Raw genomic sequence first — 14,743 nt, 5'->3', positions numbered from 1 at the left:
CAAGTGTAGTAGAATCAACTCCACCACATAAAAGTCGCGACATTAATTTGCGAGAACTCAGTATAATTAAATTGACTTTAAAAAACAGCCAAAGTGACACTAATGTGCAAAAAACGACATTAATTTGCGAATAGCGACATATAATTTGCGAAAGTACAATCGGGATGACTGGATTCGAACCAGCGGCCCCTTCGTCCCGAACGAAGTGCGCTACCAAGCTGCGCTACATCCCGCCACAAAAATGGCACTATCTTATCAAGATATCATAAATGATGTTCAGTGAAACAACTAAGCTAATCCTTATCTGTATATAAACTCAATCAAGGCTTTGCTTGCTACGATTAGATCTGTATAAGTTCAGCGGTAATTTGAGCATTGATTGAGCATTTACTAAAGTATAGATGGCTGAAAGTATTGCTATTAAGTATTTATGAAAAAACCAGACTGGTTGCGGGTAAAAGCGCCTCAGTGGGAGCGCGTTGGAAACGTTAAAGAAGTTCTGCGAGATTTAGCGCTCAATACAGTTTGTGAAGAAGCATCATGTCCAAATATTGGTGAGTGCTTCAAAGCTGGTACTGCTACATTTTTGATTATGGGACCGGCTTGTACCCGCGCCTGTCCCTATTGTGATATTGACTTTGAGAAAAAACCTCAAGCTTTAGACCCGACAGAACCAGAACGACTAGCCCAAGCCGTTCATCGCATGAGACTTCATCATGTAGTAATCACCTCTGTCAACCGAGATGACTTGCCTGATGGTGGTGCATCCCAGTTTATAAAGTGTATTGCAGCGGTGCGTGCAATTTCACCCCAAACGACAATTGAGGTACTAATTCCTGATTTGTGCGGTAATTGGAAGGCTTTAGAACTGATTTTGCAAGCTGCACCAGAAGTTCTCAATCACAACACAGAGACTATTCCCCGCTTGTATCGGCGGGTGCGTCCTCAAGGTAACTATGATCGCACATTAGAATTATTGCAGCAAACACGCCAAATTGCTCCAGGAACATACACTAAATCCGGTATCATGGTGGGACTTGGCGAAACTGATGCAGAAATTCGTCAGGTGATGCAAGACTTGCGAACAGTAGATTGCGATATCTTGACAATTGGGCAATATCTCCAACCCAGCCCAAAACATTTGCAAGTAAATGAATTTGTCCACCCAGAAAAATTTGCTGCTTGGAAGGCATTCGGTGAAGAAGTAGGATTTTTACAAGTTGTTTCTTCGCCCTTGACTAGAAGCTCGTACCATGCTGAACAAGTCAGAGAATTAATGAAACGCTATCCCCGCAGTCGAGGATAGAAAAAAGACAAGGAAATTGATTAATGATTAATCCACAATCGGTTGCAATTTTGGGTGCAGGTGCTTGGGGTGCATCTTTAGCAAATCTAGCAGCAGCAAATGGTCATCATGTGCGTTTGTGGTCACGTCGGGGTTCAGAAACTTTAGAAGCAGTACTAACAAATGCACAAATAGTTCTGTCTGCTATATCGATGAAAGGTGTTAGGGATGTTGCTTCTCAAGTACAGTCTCTTCAGGCATCTCCAACAACAATTTTTGTCACTGCAACCAAAGGCTTAGATCCTCAAACTACCTGCACACCTTCGCAAATTTGGCAAACAGCATTCCCCAATCATGCAGTCGTTGTTTTATCAGGTCCCAATTTATCTAAAGAAATTCAACAATCATTACCAGCTGCTACGGTAGTTGCTAGCAGTGTAGCTACTGCATCTGAATCAGTACAGTTGGTATTTTCTTCCCCTCGTTTCCGTGTATATACCAATTCCGATCCCGTAGGCGTGGAGTTGGGAGGAACATTGAAAAACATAATTGCGATCGCAGCTGGTGTGTGCGATGGCTTACACCTAGGAACTAACGCCAAAGCTGCTTTAGTCACCCGTGGACTTACAGAAATGGTTAGGATTGGCAACTTTTGGGGAGCGAAGACGGAAACATTTTACGGTTTATCGGGTCTAGGAGATTTGTTAGCCACTTGTAATAGTCCTCTCAGTCGCAACTATCAAGTTGGCTACCAAATGGCCCAGGGTCAGACACTTACAGAAACTTTGGCAAATTTGCCAGGAACTGCTGAGGGAGTTAACACTTGTGAGGTTTTGATACAAGTAGCTAAACAGCAAAAGATTAATATCCCAATTACCGAGGAAGTTTATCGATTACTTAAAGGTGAAGTCACCCCCCGACAAGCCCTTGAGGAATTAATGCTGCGAGACATCAAGCCAGAATACGACTATTAACCAGTTACAAAAGTTGATTAGTTATGAGTTGTTAGTAACGTTGTTTTACGTAACTACTAACTTATTCATCACATCTAGTTATTCCCAAATAATCCTTAGAGAAAAATTAGTAAATCGTCAGGATATTACTTTCCTAGTCGTGTAGATATAACTATGCCAATGATAAACATAATTTTTACTGAAAGATGTTTATACCCGTTACAAGAGTAACAGTCTATATATATATCAAAGTTGAAATGCTGACTAGGTAGTTTGGAATTATTAGCCTAGCCTTGATTTGAATAGCTATTGGTTCAATCAAACACTCAGATATCTGAAAAATAACCAGTGCAGTTTTGTGAAAAAAATTGTACTGAAATTCTTAACCGTGTTTGTTAGTTCATCTTGAATCACGGGAACAATAGCAACAGTTGAATAGCTGACCCTTCGGATTCGCAGTCGCCTACGGATGGAAACCTTCCCGCAGCACTGACTCACCGTAATCTATTGTTACCTGGAGCCATTGAGACGATTTTATGCCAGCAACATCTTTTTACGCAGATGCCGCCTACAATACCCCAAAATCTCGCCAAGTTTTGGACTCAGATCTCACGGTTGATGACAGTGAGTTGTCGGCAGACGATCTACAAGAGCTAGAAACAGCTGCTGCTGACCCTGCTAACTTTGGTGCTAACACTAACCGTCGCAGTACAGATTTAGTACGTTTATATCTTCAGGAGATTGGTAGAGTTAGGTTATTAGGGCGTGATGAAGAAGTTTCAGAAGCCCAAAAAGTCCAGCGCTACTTGCGGATGCGTGTAGTACTTGCCAATGCTGCCAAGCAAGGGGATGAAGTAGTTTCGCCTTATTTGAGGTTAATTGAAGTTCAGGAGCGTTTAGCATCTGAATTGGGACACCGCCCCTCTTTAGAAAGATGGGCTAACACTGCTGGTGTAAATTTATCGGATCTCAAACCGATTTTGGCAAATGGGAAGCGTCGCTGGGCAGAAATTGCCAAGTTGACAGTCGAAGAATTGGAGAAAGTCCAGACTCAAGGACTCCAGGCAAAAGAACACATGATCAAGGCTAATCTTCGCCTAGTGGTGTCTGTTGCCAAAAAGTATCAAAATCGTGGTTTGGAATTATTGGATTTAGTTCAAGAAGGTACACTTGGTTTAGAGCGTGCAGTAGAAAAATTTGATCCCACCAAAGGATATCGCTTTAGCACCTACGCTTACTGGTGGATTCGTCAAGGAATTACTAGAGCGATCGCTACTTCTAGTCGCACAATCCGCCTACCTGTACATATTACAGAAAAGCTTAACAAAATTAAAAAAGCTCAACGTAAAATTGCTCAAGAAAAAGGTCGTACTCCTACCCTAGAAGACCTGGCTATTGAGTTAGACATGACTCCTACCCAAGTCCGGGAAGTTTTGTTAAGAGTGCCTCGTTCTGTTTCGCTAGAGACTAAAGTAGGTAAAGATAAAGACACTGAGTTGGGTGAATTACTTGAAACCGACAGTGTGACTCCTGAAGAAATGCTCATGCGAGAATCTTTACAAAAAGACTTGCATAATTTGTTGGCTGATTTAACTAGCCGCGAACGTGATGTTATTCTCATGCGGTTTGGTTTAGCAGATGGTCATCCCTACTCGTTAGCAGAAATTGGCCGCGCTCTTGACTTATCGCGGGAACGGGTACGTCAAATTGAATCAAAAGCTCTGCAAAAATTGCGTCAACCTAAACGACGCAACCTCATCCGTGACTATTTGGAATCCCTTAGCTAGTTTCTGGCGGGACGACGTTCATTGTCCCGCCTTTACAAAGAATGTTGGCAAGTTTGAAAGCCCTCCAGTAGTACCCTGAAAATTTTTTGATTTTCAGGGTACTACGTTCTTTAAGGAAGTAGGGGAGGAACGAAAAACGACGCAAGGGAACGACAGTTGCTTTATGCCGAGAAACCCGTCCACTGAACTGTCTCCTTTTACTGATTTAATTAAGTTTCATCTCATTTAACAGCGATCGCCAAGTCACACAAACAATTTAGCTAGTGAATTGCGATCGCCAATATCTGTTAGTAGCCAGTGTTAATTAATCCAGCAAAGGCAAAAACTGCCGAATTAATCCAATTGTCACTGCTGGTAGTTCCAATTGTGGTGTTAAGCCGACATCTTCGAGTTGTTGAAACACCCGGACTGCTTGGGGATTCTTGTCGGCGAGGCGACGACCAATTTCTGGGCTAGTAAATTGTGACTTCTGTCCCCAAATAATGGCTGTGGGAGTTGTCAACTGTTGAATGTAAAGAGACAAATCAAAACACAAGTCACCTCGTACAAAAGATATCGCTGCATACTCGGCATTAGGTTGTTGAGCAGATTGGAGATAAGCTTCGACAATTTCTTCGTAGATTCGATTAGGCTGGGCAAATTGCCGTTGCTCTAAGAAGCTGCGAATGCCGTTACTGGTGGCAATTCCGGCACTGTACAACAAGCGATCAATAATCGGAAGATTAACTAACTGAGCAAAAAAGCTGCGGGAGTAGTCTTCACCAAAGTCAGAAAGTCCCGCAGGTGTAGTCAAGATTAAAGACTTAAATAGATCGGGATGAGCGATCGCCACTCGAATTGTCAACGCCGCAGTTAAAGAAGAAGCGATCGTTGTGACTGGGCTTGTACAGGTCTGCTCAAAAAATTCCCGAATCGTTGTTAAATAATCTTCTAGCTTGTAATTGCGAGCTGGATGCTCTGATCTACCCCAACCGATTAAATCTGGAGCTAAAATACGGTACTCAGTAGCAAAAGCAGGATAAACTTTTGACCATTCATAAGCAGAAGATCCGCCCCCAAAGCCATGCAGAAAGACTAAAGTCTCCCGATCGGATTCGGCGATCGCATTGTCCTGCCAAGGTGAACTAGTGGCAGTATAGTAAGTCATTTTACCTAGTGAGGTAATGATAGATTTTTGCTCAAATCCCTGTGGCTGAAACATAGGTAAGCTGATATATATTTAATTTGTACTCTTGATTGCTATTATCAACGCATCAATTACTTCTACACCTCTCACCTTCGTCAGATTAAGTATATGTAAAATCACTAGATTACTTGTAAAGATTTGGTGATTTTTTTTCAGTTTTTTCAACGATGCAATTGCTGAAATTACTAACTGTCAATGATTTTGCTTGATAGAGAGTATCACTTAGTTGGTAATTACAATGCGATTTTTTTATGGTATTCTATCAGAAAACTTACGGATAATTTTGAGCGTATAGAACAATCAAAACGCTGATCAAAAAAATCTACTAATTTTAGTTTTAAATTTAGAAACAATAGTTTTTTATCTAATTATTTAATAATTCTAGGGCGGGATGTCATGGTGAAACAAGCTACTCTTCAATCGAATCAAGTACCTGCGTTTGAAGATGCTAAATTTGAGCTTGAAAACTGTGACGTACAGAATCACAACCTAGTTAAGGCTTCAATTTCACGAGTTCAGCTTGATGAAGGAATTAACAACGTTGAATTTGTTGTACCTGAGTGTATTTGTTTGAATTTGGAAGAATTGAAGTGTTTTGAATCTGTAGAACGCCAGTACGAACACTGGGGCGTAATCTTTAACAACACCCTAGCAATACAACCATCAAATCCAGCATTTCCAGCAATTTCGGGGCTAACAGTATTGATGAGTTCATCTAAGGGCGGATTTTTAGAAGCTCATTTTTTACAACCTGTTAACTGTGTTAGCGCCTTCGTCACCAGTTCACAGCGGTTAGTGTTGTCTGCCTACGATCGCGATCGCCAACTGTTGGCTCAAACAATACTCCCAGGAGCCAATCTCGCCAATTCTGACTCGACTTTACCCCCCAACACCTTATTATCCATTAAAGCGCATGAAATCTATTCTGTGAGCTTTTGTGCTTTTGATGGTCAATTCACTCTTGATAATTTTCGTTTTTGTGTTTAAAACTCTAAAAATCAGTAACAAAATTACTCTAACTTGACCTAGCCCAGGTATTCTTACTACATTAGACAATTTTGTAATCAAGTAGGTCAACACTGTGGTAAAGGCTTCGGCTTTTTGGCAGCAATTAATTAACCAGTACCCCAACTGGCTGCTTTTAGGCTTTAAAACAGGAGGAAGTCCAAAACAACGAGTCTTCAAGCCTTTCTCTGGATCAAGAGGCATTCTTGGCTTTTTGACGATTGTTGTTGCAATGTTGTTGTGGAACTGGAAACTCTTATTAGCACTTGTGGTAGGCGTTGGGGTAATGTTACTAGTTTACTCAATGCAAAAATGGGATTGGCAGCTGCGCTGGTCAGAGATGCAGAGGTTTTTAACTAGTCCAAATCGTCGGTTAGCTTTAGCTGTTGGTAGTGGGGGTATTGCCACCATCAGCACTTATATGGCAGCTGCCATCTGGGTTGACTCCAACAGCCCTTGGATTGCTGCTGGTGCAATTGTGCAAGGTTTAGGAACGCTGTTAACTTTAATTTTGTTGGTGTGGCAAATCATCAACTTTTATGGAAATCGAGAGGAAGACAATTTTGAGCGTTTATTACTGAATTTAACAGTACAAGATTCTTTAAAGCGTTTGATTGCCATTCGTCAACTAACTAAACTAATCACCCATAGAAAAACTGACATTGCGGTACAGCAAGACGTTATCCAATGCTTACAACTTTTACTTACCCAAGAAAAAGAGCCAATCATTAGAGAGGCAGCTTTTAAGAGTTTACAAACTTTGGATAGCTCACAGATGTTAACGTCTAGTGCTGCTAGTCCACTTTGCTACACTAAGTTAAAAATTAAGCCTCAAGAGTTTCAAGTCAATATTCCCAAGTCTCACCATTGATTATTTTCTATACAGTTGTCCATCACGAACTTGCACTACTGGATGATTACACCGACGTACCAGTTGTTCATCATGGGTGGTAACAATCACTGTTGCGCCAAAGGCATTTAATTTTTGGAGGATCTGCATCACTTGCCAGGAATTATCGGGATCAAGGTTTCCTGTTGGTTCATCTGCCAATAGTAGCGGTGGTGTTCCGACAATCGCCCGTGCAATACTTACCCGCTGCTGTTCTCCTCCAGAAAGCTGATCGGGAAAACAATCGGCTTTAGAAAGCAAACCCACTAGTTTTAAAGTTGGTTCTAAGCGCCTATGAATTTCTTTGCGAGTATAGCCTTGAGCTTGCAGTACAAACATCACATTTTCCGCCACAGTCCGCTGGGGAATTAGTTTGTAGTCTTGAAAGACAATGCCGATACGTCGCCGTAATAATGACAAGCGATCGCCCCGCAAAGCCGCTACATTATAATCATCAACAATCACCTCTCCTTGTGTTGGTAACTCCTGACCATACAAAAGTTTTAAAAGTGTGGATTTCCCAGAACCACTAGGCCCAGTGATAAACAAAAATTCTTTCTGTTTAACCTCTAAGTTCACATCTAACAGAGCGTCATAACCATTGGTATAAGTTTTTGTCACAGAGCGCAGTTGCACTATTGCAGATATATTACTACTGGGCTGTTGGTTTTTACTGTCTTCTGGATGAATAAATTTATCAGTCTTGGTTGGAGTTTTAATAGCTGTTGTCATTAGAATTAAGGTATAAACGGGGTTATGACATGCTCATCTGTGAGATAAATACCTATTAGAAAGTGAAATAGACTGTAACCAGATAACCTAAAGTTCTCTATTTAAGATTCACCTTAAAACAAGGATTCCCAGGCGCAACCTGGGAATATCAAATAGATAAACTAAAAATAAAAATTTTTTAAACTTACGTATTTTTACGTAATAAAAATTGTATTTTTGTTGATGATATCTTCTTCGAGTAAAGACATCTCCAAGTCTTCCAGCACCCTAATAGATTTGTTGTTAGGTCAGGGTAGTAGCTTAAAGTAATCACAATGATTTGGGCGAATGATCGAAAAATCTCTACGATCAAGCGTATAAATGCGAGTAATAACACGTCTCTCAGCTATAGTAACAATTGCCGCATCTGTAAAATCAAGTTGGCTATCTGCATATTTTTCCAAAATTTCATGTATTCGTACCAAATCCTCATTTTCCGCCGAAAAAAGCAATTGTTAAAGGTTGGATTTATCGTTAGTGACTAGTTGGTTGATTTTTCAGGAGATTAATATGACTCAAGTTATCTTAAAAAGGCTCAATCCCATTGTTATAGAAAAACTCAAACATCTTGCTCAGAGTCATCAACGGACTTTAGAAGAAGAAATCACATCTATCCTTGAGGATGTAACAGAAAATACGCCTATAGTTATATCTAAAAATAGGAACTGGTCGCCTGGTTTCTTTGAGCAGACTTGTGGCAGTTGGCAGGGAGAATTGTTAGTTAGAGAACCTCAGCCAGAAGCACAGGAACGAGAGCCATTATTATGAGTTATTTGTTAGATACTAATGCCTGTATTCGGTATCTTATAGCTTTTGTCGCTCTACAGTAATTCCATCCATCATCAATAACTAAAGAAAGGATTAACCCTATTTTACTTCCCTAAAGTCTTATTAAGTGCCAACCATAGCGGAGACATGAATACCGTTTGGTGTTATAAATATTACATTTGGATCATAAGATGTTTCTTGTCTCTTAAAGCCTCCAACCTGTATTAGGGTGGTGTCTTTGCTCAAAAATCTAATACTAATTCCTCGGTTCTTTGTCGAGTATGTGATATCAACGTTGAGAACTTCACCATTTGGCATCCTCACTGGCGCAAGATGAATACCAAGGATATTTTGATATTCTGCAAGAGGGCGTGGATTTACGTTCAGTAGAGGCTTCAGTTCAATTTCACAGAGGCTTTTCCATTGCCCCGACAATTCTTCTGCGTACTGCAAATACAACTTCATTTGATCTTCGTAATTTAAAATCGTTCGTTGCTTTTACAACTTAACCTGCATTAATGCGATCGCTTTGACTCTATGTCCAAGCAGTTTTCTCGCTGGATGATTTCAGTGAATCTTTTTTTTATGTTGGCGAAAGTGCGAATTGCCCCCTACTGACACAAATCATGAACTTGACATAGTACCACTATTGATACTATTATTAACATAAAGCAATACCAAGTTGCTTTTAATATGTCATTTTTGTAGAAACTTTCTACTTATTTGACAGCAGCTTGGTATAACTTATGGCAAAAATAGAAAAACTTCTTGTTCAAATTAAAAACAATCCCAAGGATGTAAATTTTACCGATTTGGTAAAGATTTGTAATCACTACTTTGGGGAACCCAGGCAAGAAGGAACAAGCCATTGTGTTTACAAAACGCCTTGGGCTGGAGATCCACGCGTCAATATTCAACAAAAGAATGGAAAAGCCAAGGTTTATCAAGTCAAGCAGGTTTTGGAGGCAATCAATAAAATTGAGGAAATAGAAAATGAAAAACTATGACCACTACACATATAAAATCACTTGGTCAAGCGAAGACCAAGAATACGTAGGTTTATGTGCTGAATTTCCTAGCTTATCTTATCTCCATGAGAATCGTGTTGCTGCACTTGAGGGTATTGAAAACCTAATCAAGGATGTTGTGACAGACATGGAAGCTAATGGTGAAAGGATTCCAGAACCTATTGCAGAAAAAAACTATAGCGGTAAATTTCAAGTTCGCATTCCTCCAGAACTTCACCGTAGGCTAGCTATAGAAGCAGCAGAGGAGAATGTGAGCTTAAATCGCTATGTAAGTCTAAAGCTTGCTTGTCACTAAACACTGCCTAAAATGTTTAAATAGACAGCCAATGTTACAACACCGCCAGATCTTTGAAACAACGACGTGTTAACTCCATTCGCGCAGATGGATCTTTTTGATTATGAATGTCGATGTTAGTCGCAAAAAAGTAAACATTCTTGCCCTTCTCTAAATAACCAACATACCATCCAATTTTCGGTGTTACATTGTCCGCAAATCCAACCCAGCCTGTTTTACCTCTAATTGTGTAATCTGGTGTCTGCTCCATTACCATAATATCTTTGACAATAGAGAGCGATCGCTTAGAGAAAGGTAAGTCATTATTGTAGAGACGACGCAAAAATTGAATTTGCTCTTGAGGTGTAATTCGCAGTTCTCCCTCTAACCAAAATTTATCAATATCATCTTTACTGCCAATTTTTTGGTTGCCGTATTTGGCTTGAGTCACCCATTTTTGCATCTGCTCATGTCCCACTCGACGAGCTAGAACTTGGTAAAACCAAAAGGCAGAAAGCTTGAATGCCTGTCTCATATTCAAATCTCGATTCCATTCAGGAATCTTTCTGGGAATGCCATCCCACGTTAAAACCGCTATTTCATCTGAAATTACCCTAGTTTCTAATGCAATTAGGGAATTGAAAATTTTAAATGTCGATGCAGGTAAGAAAGCTGTGGCGTTCCGTTGTGGATTGTACTGCACAATGCGATCGCGGTTCAAGTCATCAATCAAAATCGCACCTTCAACTCCTAGTTCTCGAAAGTGCCGTCCAAAATCTATGTTTTCAGCAATATCTGTACTCACTGGAAGCTCAATTGCTGACTTTGATTGAGTTGATGCTGATTGTATCGTCTCAAATAAAATCAAAACGGTGCAACTCAATACAACCAGAACAATAATTGCCAAGCGAACTATTCGGGTCATGAGCTTCCTTCATCCCAATTGCTAGCCAATTGCACTCCTGACAGTCAAACGATAAACAAAAGCTTTCCAAGCAAACTCCGGTAAAGCTAACATCCGTCGCCAACGCCAAGGTTCTTGATAAAGCCGATACAACCATTCCAAATTATTTTTTCCTAACCAAGCGGGAGCGCGATTTTTTGTCCCTGACCAAATATCAAAACTACCACCAACACCAATCCAAATTGCTTGAGGACATAAATGACGGTTTTGGGCAATCCATAATTCTTGACGTGGCACTCCCAAACCGACAAAAATTACTTGCGGCTGCAATTGAGCGAGAATTTGTTTTAATTGCTCTTCTTCTTCTGGGGAATGATAACCGGAGTGAGTACCTGCCATACTCAAAGTAGGAATGTGCTGTTGCCAAAATTCTGCGGCCTTTGCAGCTACTCCAGGCGCTCCGCCATAAAAAAATACCTTGGTATCTGGCTGCTGTTGACCAATTTCTTGCAACAGTGTTTCTGCTAATTCAATTCCCGGACAACGTTGAACTTTTTGCCAGAAAAGCCACCGCAAATACAGAACTACTCCTGCGCCATCTGGAATCACTAACTCAGCATCTTGAATTGCTTGAGCTAGGCAAGTATTTCGTTCTGCTTGCATCGTCATTTCTGCATTGAGTGTTACTACATGAGCGCCCGTGCTGTGTTGCAGGCATTCTAGCAACCAGCCTGGATAGTTACTCATGACATGAACTGGTATTCCCAGTACCGAAAAAGCGTTCAGCGGTTTAGACATAGCCTATTTTAGTTATTCTCACACCAGATAATCTCGAACGATAGTTTATCAAATTTTTTAATAGGTGTCTGTGGAAATTTTAGCAATAAATTATTAACTTGTTAGCAGGTAAAAACTCAGCAATTTATCTTTCTGAAGTCAGCGAAGGTGCTAAATTAAAACAGTATACTGAGTATTTTAAGCAATAAAAATATCTTATACTATGCAAATAGTTCTTAATCGTCGATTTTAGACAAATCTCTGGAATATAAATCCAATTTTTCTCAATGCTTAAGTGTCTCCTGGCACATTGGACTCATATTTTATTTTTGAAAAAAGTCCGTACACCTCTACTTCACTTGTTTATTATTCGTTGTTCCTTTCTACCAGTACTGGTCTACAGTCATCTACCAAGAAGAAATCTCTCACGAATAAACAACATTCTGACATTTATTTTTATACACATGTCTTTAAAGTACATCGACATCAGACTTTTGAGTAAACTCAACTTTACGGTTAATGTAGTGTAAAGGGCGGAAGTAGGCTATGAGTAAAATTCGCATTGCTCTGATTGAAGATCATGACCTGACCCGTGTGGGTATTCGGACAGCACTACTACAAAGGGAAGAAATTGAAGTTGTAGGAGAAGCTGCAAATGCGACCGAAGGTCTGAGAATGTTAAAAAAGGTACAACCTGATATTGCAATCATTGATATTGGTTTACCAGATAAAGATGGCATAGAACTGACGAAAGAATTAAAATCTACTTCTGATGGAGAAGATTCGCCAACAAAAGTGTTGATTTTAACACTGCGAGATCACAAAGAAGCAGTGTTAGCAGCTTTTGCGGCTGGTGCAGACTCTTACTGTATGAAAGATATTAAGTTTGATAATTTGCTGGAAGCAGTGCGAGTAACTTACAATGGCAACGCTTGGATTGATCCAGCGATCGCCCGCATTGTACTACAACAAGCTCAACAAAATCCCCGATCAGCAGAAGGAGTACTTGCAGATCAGACAAATCAGACTCAAAACCCAGATTTTGGGGAAAATCAGGAGTTTATTGACTCTTATACCCTGACAGAAAGAGAATTGGAAGTGTTACAGTTGATTGTCGAAGGTTGTAGTAATGCAGTTATTGCAGAACGCCTTTACATTACAGTCGGAACTGTAAAAACTCACGTCCGCAATATTTTAAATAAGTTATGCGCTGATGATCGTACCCAAGCAGCAGTCCGCGCTTTGCGTTCTGGATTGGTGGGATAAAGCGAATTTCGGGGTTTAGTAAGTCTTAAGTAAAGTAAAGTTAAAAATTAAGAGTAAAGTTATACCTTTAAATTGGGTAACTTTTTTTTAAAGATTACTTTTACTTTTTGATTATTCCTTGATTAAAGAGTGGGATCAGATTGCAAGATCTCATCTCATAATTTCCAGTATGTAAAAATTTAAAGTCAAATATGACTGAGACACAGGTAGAAAAACTTAAGCTCATGGTAATAGATGATGAGCCAGACAATTTAGATTTACTCTATCGCACTTTTAGACGAGACTTTCAAGTCTATAAAGCCAACCATGCTCTGAGTGCGCTAGAAATCTTAGACAAAGAAGGCGAGATGGCTGTGATTATCTCCGACCAAAGAATGCCAGAAATGAATGGCACAGAATTTCTCAGTCACACAGTAGAACGCTTTCCCGATACAATTCGGATTTTACTTACAGGTTTTACTGATGTTGAAGATTTGGTAGATGCAATTAACTCTGGTCAAGTCTTTAAGTACATCACCAAACCTTGGAATCCCGAACGACTAAAGGTAATAGTCGACCAAGCCACTGATACATATCGCCTCGTCAAAAAACGTACTCAAGAACTGCGTCGGTCTTTGCGGCGAGAATCTTTATTTAATGCTGTAACCACAGCAATTCGGGAGTCTGTAGATTACAATAGTATGCTACAAAAGATTGCCGTCACAGTGGGACAAGCATTTGAGGCTACTTGTTGTTTACTTAGACCAATAGAGGGCGATCGCCTCACAGGAGATCGATTTTCTTATCAAGACCCTAAATCTAGTTTAGCTTGTATTGACTTCGATCCTAGTTTTTTAATTGAAAAAGTTCTGGAAACCCGCCATTATCAGCTGATTGAAAATACATACAATAATCAGCCATGTAGTCAACTGATTGTACCCATTTCTTATCAGCAACATTTGTTAGCTGTGCTTGCCATTTACCAGTGGGGACGTAATGCTTCTTGGCAAAATGAAGATATCCAATTGATTACAGGTGTTGCTGAACAAGCAGCTTTAGCTCTTTCTCAAGTCAAACTCTATCAAAGCCTCCAGGAGAAACAAGAACAAATTAGAGCAGAATTAGAAGTTGCTCGCCAAATTCAAAATAATCTATTACGCCAAACCTTACCTGAGATCAAAGGTGCAAAGTTACAAGCTTGTTGCTACCCAGCTCGTGAAGTCGGCGGTGACTTTTTTGAAGTATTTGTCCATCCTAAAGGCGACTTGTGGTTAGCAGTAGGTGATGTTTCTGGTAAAGGTGTTCCCGCTGCTTTATTTATGGCTAGTGCGATTTCAGTGTTACGCCGGGAATTATCTCAAGAAACACCAGCCGAGCCGAATGTGGTTATGCATAACCTCAACAACGCTCTGTGCAACGACTTAATTGGCAATAATTGCTTCATTACCGTAGTTTTAGCTTGTTATACCCCTACTAGTAAAGAGCTAGTCTACGCTAATGCCGGCCATATTTATCCTATGCTTTGGTCACATCAAAGCACTGTAGTAGAAAAACCAAATTATCTCAAAGTACGTGGTATCCCCTTAGGTATTTTACCTCAATGGCAAGCACAATCGGGTAAGTTAGTTCTGGCTTCTGGAGACACTTTATTACTAGCTAGTGATGGGATTACAGAAGCAACAGTATCAAATAAATTATTTAAAGCTGAAAAGGCCGAGGGTAGTCGTTCTATGCTGAACCAAGAGGGTCTTTGGCAACTTTTACAAGAGGAGCTAAAACCCCTTTCCCTTAATAATTTACTAGCTCGCATCCAAGAAGATAACCATATTCAAGAAGACGACCAAACTATACTTTCACTAGAGGTTTTATAA

At 40.1% G+C, this 14,743-nt stretch carries 14 protein-coding genes and 1 tRNA gene; 10 read left to right on the top strand and 5 right to left on the bottom strand.

The genetic code is table 11. The features are described 5' to 3' along the window. Nucleotides 1–159 precede the first annotated feature (159 nt). Nucleotides 160–233, bottom strand: a tRNA-Pro gene (locus QI031_RS08725). Between the two features lie 197 nt (nucleotides 234–430). Between QI031_RS08725 and lipA the strand changes: the two genes are divergently transcribed. The 3 genes from lipA (at nucleotide 431) to sigC (ending at nucleotide 4,025) form a co-directional block, all read left to right on the top strand. Further along, nucleotides 431–1,306 (top strand): lipoyl synthase, encoded by an 876-nt coding sequence (gene lipA, locus QI031_RS08720; RefSeq protein ID WP_281484792.1) that lies wholly within the window; start codon nucleotides 431–433, stop codon nucleotides 1,304–1,306. Between the two features lie 23 nt (nucleotides 1,307–1,329). After that, on the top strand, nucleotides 1,330–2,259 hold the full coding sequence (locus QI031_RS08715) for an NAD(P)H-dependent glycerol-3-phosphate dehydrogenase (protein WP_425526015.1): 930 nt from the start codon (nucleotides 1,330–1,332) through the stop codon (nucleotides 2,257–2,259). Nucleotides 2,260–2,774: 515 nt separating this feature from the next. Continuing rightward, on the top strand, nucleotides 2,775–4,025 hold the full coding sequence (gene sigC, locus QI031_RS08710) for an RNA polymerase sigma factor SigC (RefSeq protein ID WP_281484791.1): 1,251 nt from the start codon (nucleotides 2,775–2,777) through the stop codon (nucleotides 4,023–4,025). 304 nt (nucleotides 4,026–4,329) lie between these two features. Here the strand turns inward: sigC and QI031_RS08705 are convergent, their stop codons facing one another. Continuing rightward, complete coding sequence (locus tag QI031_RS08705; RefSeq protein WP_281484790.1) at nucleotides 4,330–5,226, bottom strand: alpha/beta fold hydrolase; 897 nt, start codon at nucleotides 5,224–5,226, stop codon at nucleotides 4,330–4,332. 381 nt (nucleotides 5,227–5,607) lie between these two features. Here QI031_RS08705 and QI031_RS08700 point away from each other — a divergent pair, with 381 nt between their 5' ends. Together QI031_RS08700 and QI031_RS08695 are read left to right on the top strand one after the other, a co-directional pair. Beyond that, nucleotides 5,608–6,198, top strand: a complete 591-nt coding sequence (locus QI031_RS08700) for a hypothetical protein (RefSeq protein ID WP_281484789.1) — start codon at nucleotides 5,608–5,610, stop codon at nucleotides 6,196–6,198. 94 nt (nucleotides 6,199–6,292) lie between these two features. Next, nucleotides 6,293–7,087, top strand: coding sequence for an armadillo-type fold-containing protein (locus QI031_RS08695; protein WP_281484788.1), 795 nt, complete (start codon nucleotides 6,293–6,295; stop codon nucleotides 7,085–7,087). On the opposite strand, the gene ftsE is transcribed toward QI031_RS08695, so the two are convergent. Continuing rightward, nucleotides 7,088–7,837 (bottom strand): cell division ATP-binding protein FtsE, encoded by a 750-nt coding sequence (gene ftsE, locus QI031_RS08690; RefSeq protein ID WP_281484787.1) that lies wholly within the window; start codon nucleotides 7,835–7,837, stop codon nucleotides 7,088–7,090. Between the two features lie 549 nt (nucleotides 7,838–8,386). Here ftsE and QI031_RS08685 point away from each other — a divergent pair. The 3 genes from QI031_RS08685 (at nucleotide 8,387) to QI031_RS08675 (ending at nucleotide 9,967) form a co-directional block, all read left to right on the top strand. Continuing rightward, entirely contained in the window at nucleotides 8,387–8,644 is a 258-nt protein-coding gene (locus tag QI031_RS08685) for a hypothetical protein (RefSeq protein ID WP_281484786.1), read from the top strand. Between the two features lie 746 nt (nucleotides 8,645–9,390). Continuing rightward, nucleotides 9,391–9,651 carry a toxin HicA gene (locus QI031_RS08680; protein WP_281484785.1) on the top strand — a complete coding sequence of 87 codons (261 nt, stop codon included), beginning with the start codon at nucleotides 9,391–9,393 and terminating at the stop codon, nucleotides 9,649–9,651. Continuing rightward, nucleotides 9,638–9,967, top strand: a complete 330-nt coding sequence (locus tag QI031_RS08675) for a type II toxin-antitoxin system HicB family antitoxin (protein WP_281484784.1) — start codon at nucleotides 9,638–9,640, stop codon at nucleotides 9,965–9,967. Before QI031_RS08680 ends, QI031_RS08675 begins: the two co-directional genes overlap by 14 nt. A 34-nt stretch (nucleotides 9,968–10,001) precedes the next feature. On the opposite strand, the gene blaOXA is transcribed toward QI031_RS08675, so the two are convergent. Beyond that, on the bottom strand, nucleotides 10,002–10,871 hold the full coding sequence (gene blaOXA, locus QI031_RS08670; protein ID WP_281484783.1) for a class D beta-lactamase: 870 nt from the start codon (nucleotides 10,869–10,871) through the stop codon (nucleotides 10,002–10,004). A gap of 21 nt (nucleotides 10,872–10,892) precedes the next feature. Beyond that, nucleotides 10,893–11,648 (bottom strand): WecB/TagA/CpsF family glycosyltransferase, encoded by a 756-nt coding sequence (locus QI031_RS08665; protein WP_281484782.1) that lies wholly within the window; start codon nucleotides 11,646–11,648, stop codon nucleotides 10,893–10,895. A gap of 525 nt (nucleotides 11,649–12,173) precedes the next feature. On the opposite strand from QI031_RS08665, the gene QI031_RS08660 reads away from it, so the two are divergent. Both QI031_RS08660 and QI031_RS08655 read left to right on the top strand, forming a co-directional pair. Then, complete coding sequence (locus QI031_RS08660) at nucleotides 12,174–12,893, top strand: response regulator transcription factor (RefSeq protein WP_281484781.1); 720 nt, start codon at nucleotides 12,174–12,176, stop codon at nucleotides 12,891–12,893. Between the two features lie 191 nt (nucleotides 12,894–13,084). Next, on the top strand, nucleotides 13,085–14,743 hold the full coding sequence (locus QI031_RS08655; protein WP_281484780.1) for a SpoIIE family protein phosphatase: 1,659 nt from the start codon (nucleotides 13,085–13,087) through the stop codon (nucleotides 14,741–14,743).

This window comes from Halotia branconii CENA392, from assembly GCF_029953635.1.
Lineage (GTDB): Bacteria > Cyanobacteriota > Cyanobacteriia > Cyanobacteriales > Nostocaceae > Halotia > Halotia branconii.
The sequence above is the reverse complement of the archived record's forward strand: the minus strand, read 5'-3'. Positions and strand labels throughout refer to the sequence as shown.

Coding starts and splice junctions, on each gene's coding strand:
- lipA (WP_281484792.1), top strand. CDS start 431: ATGAAAAAACCAGACTGGTTGCGGGTAAAAGCGCCTCAGTGGGAGCGC.
- QI031_RS08715 (WP_425526015.1), top strand. CDS start 1,330: ATGATTAATCCACAATCGGTTGCAATTTTGGGTGCAGGTGCTTGGGGT.
- sigC (WP_281484791.1), top strand. CDS start 2,775: ATGCCAGCAACATCTTTTTACGCAGATGCCGCCTACAATACCCCAAAA.
- QI031_RS08705 (WP_281484790.1), bottom strand. CDS start 5,226: ATGTTTCAGCCACAGGGATTTGAGCAAAAATCTATCATTACCTCACTA.
- QI031_RS08700 (WP_281484789.1), top strand. CDS start 5,608: ATGGTGAAACAAGCTACTCTTCAATCGAATCAAGTACCTGCGTTTGAA.
- ftsE (WP_281484787.1), bottom strand. CDS start 7,837: ATGACAACAGCTATTAAAACTCCAACCAAGACTGATAAATTTATTCAT.
- QI031_RS08685 (WP_281484786.1), top strand. CDS start 8,387: ATGACTCAAGTTATCTTAAAAAGGCTCAATCCCATTGTTATAGAAAAA.
- QI031_RS08680 (WP_281484785.1), top strand. CDS start 9,391: ATGGCAAAAATAGAAAAACTTCTTGTTCAAATTAAAAACAATCCCAAG.
- QI031_RS08675 (WP_281484784.1), top strand. CDS start 9,638: ATGAAAAACTATGACCACTACACATATAAAATCACTTGGTCAAGCGAA.
- blaOXA (WP_281484783.1), bottom strand. CDS start 10,871: ATGACCCGAATAGTTCGCTTGGCAATTATTGTTCTGGTTGTATTGAGT.
- QI031_RS08665 (WP_281484782.1), bottom strand. CDS start 11,648: ATGTCTAAACCGCTGAACGCTTTTTCGGTACTGGGAATACCAGTTCAT.
- QI031_RS08660 (WP_281484781.1), top strand. CDS start 12,174: ATGAGTAAAATTCGCATTGCTCTGATTGAAGATCATGACCTGACCCGT.
- QI031_RS08655 (WP_281484780.1), top strand. CDS start 13,085: ATGACTGAGACACAGGTAGAAAAACTTAAGCTCATGGTAATAGATGAT.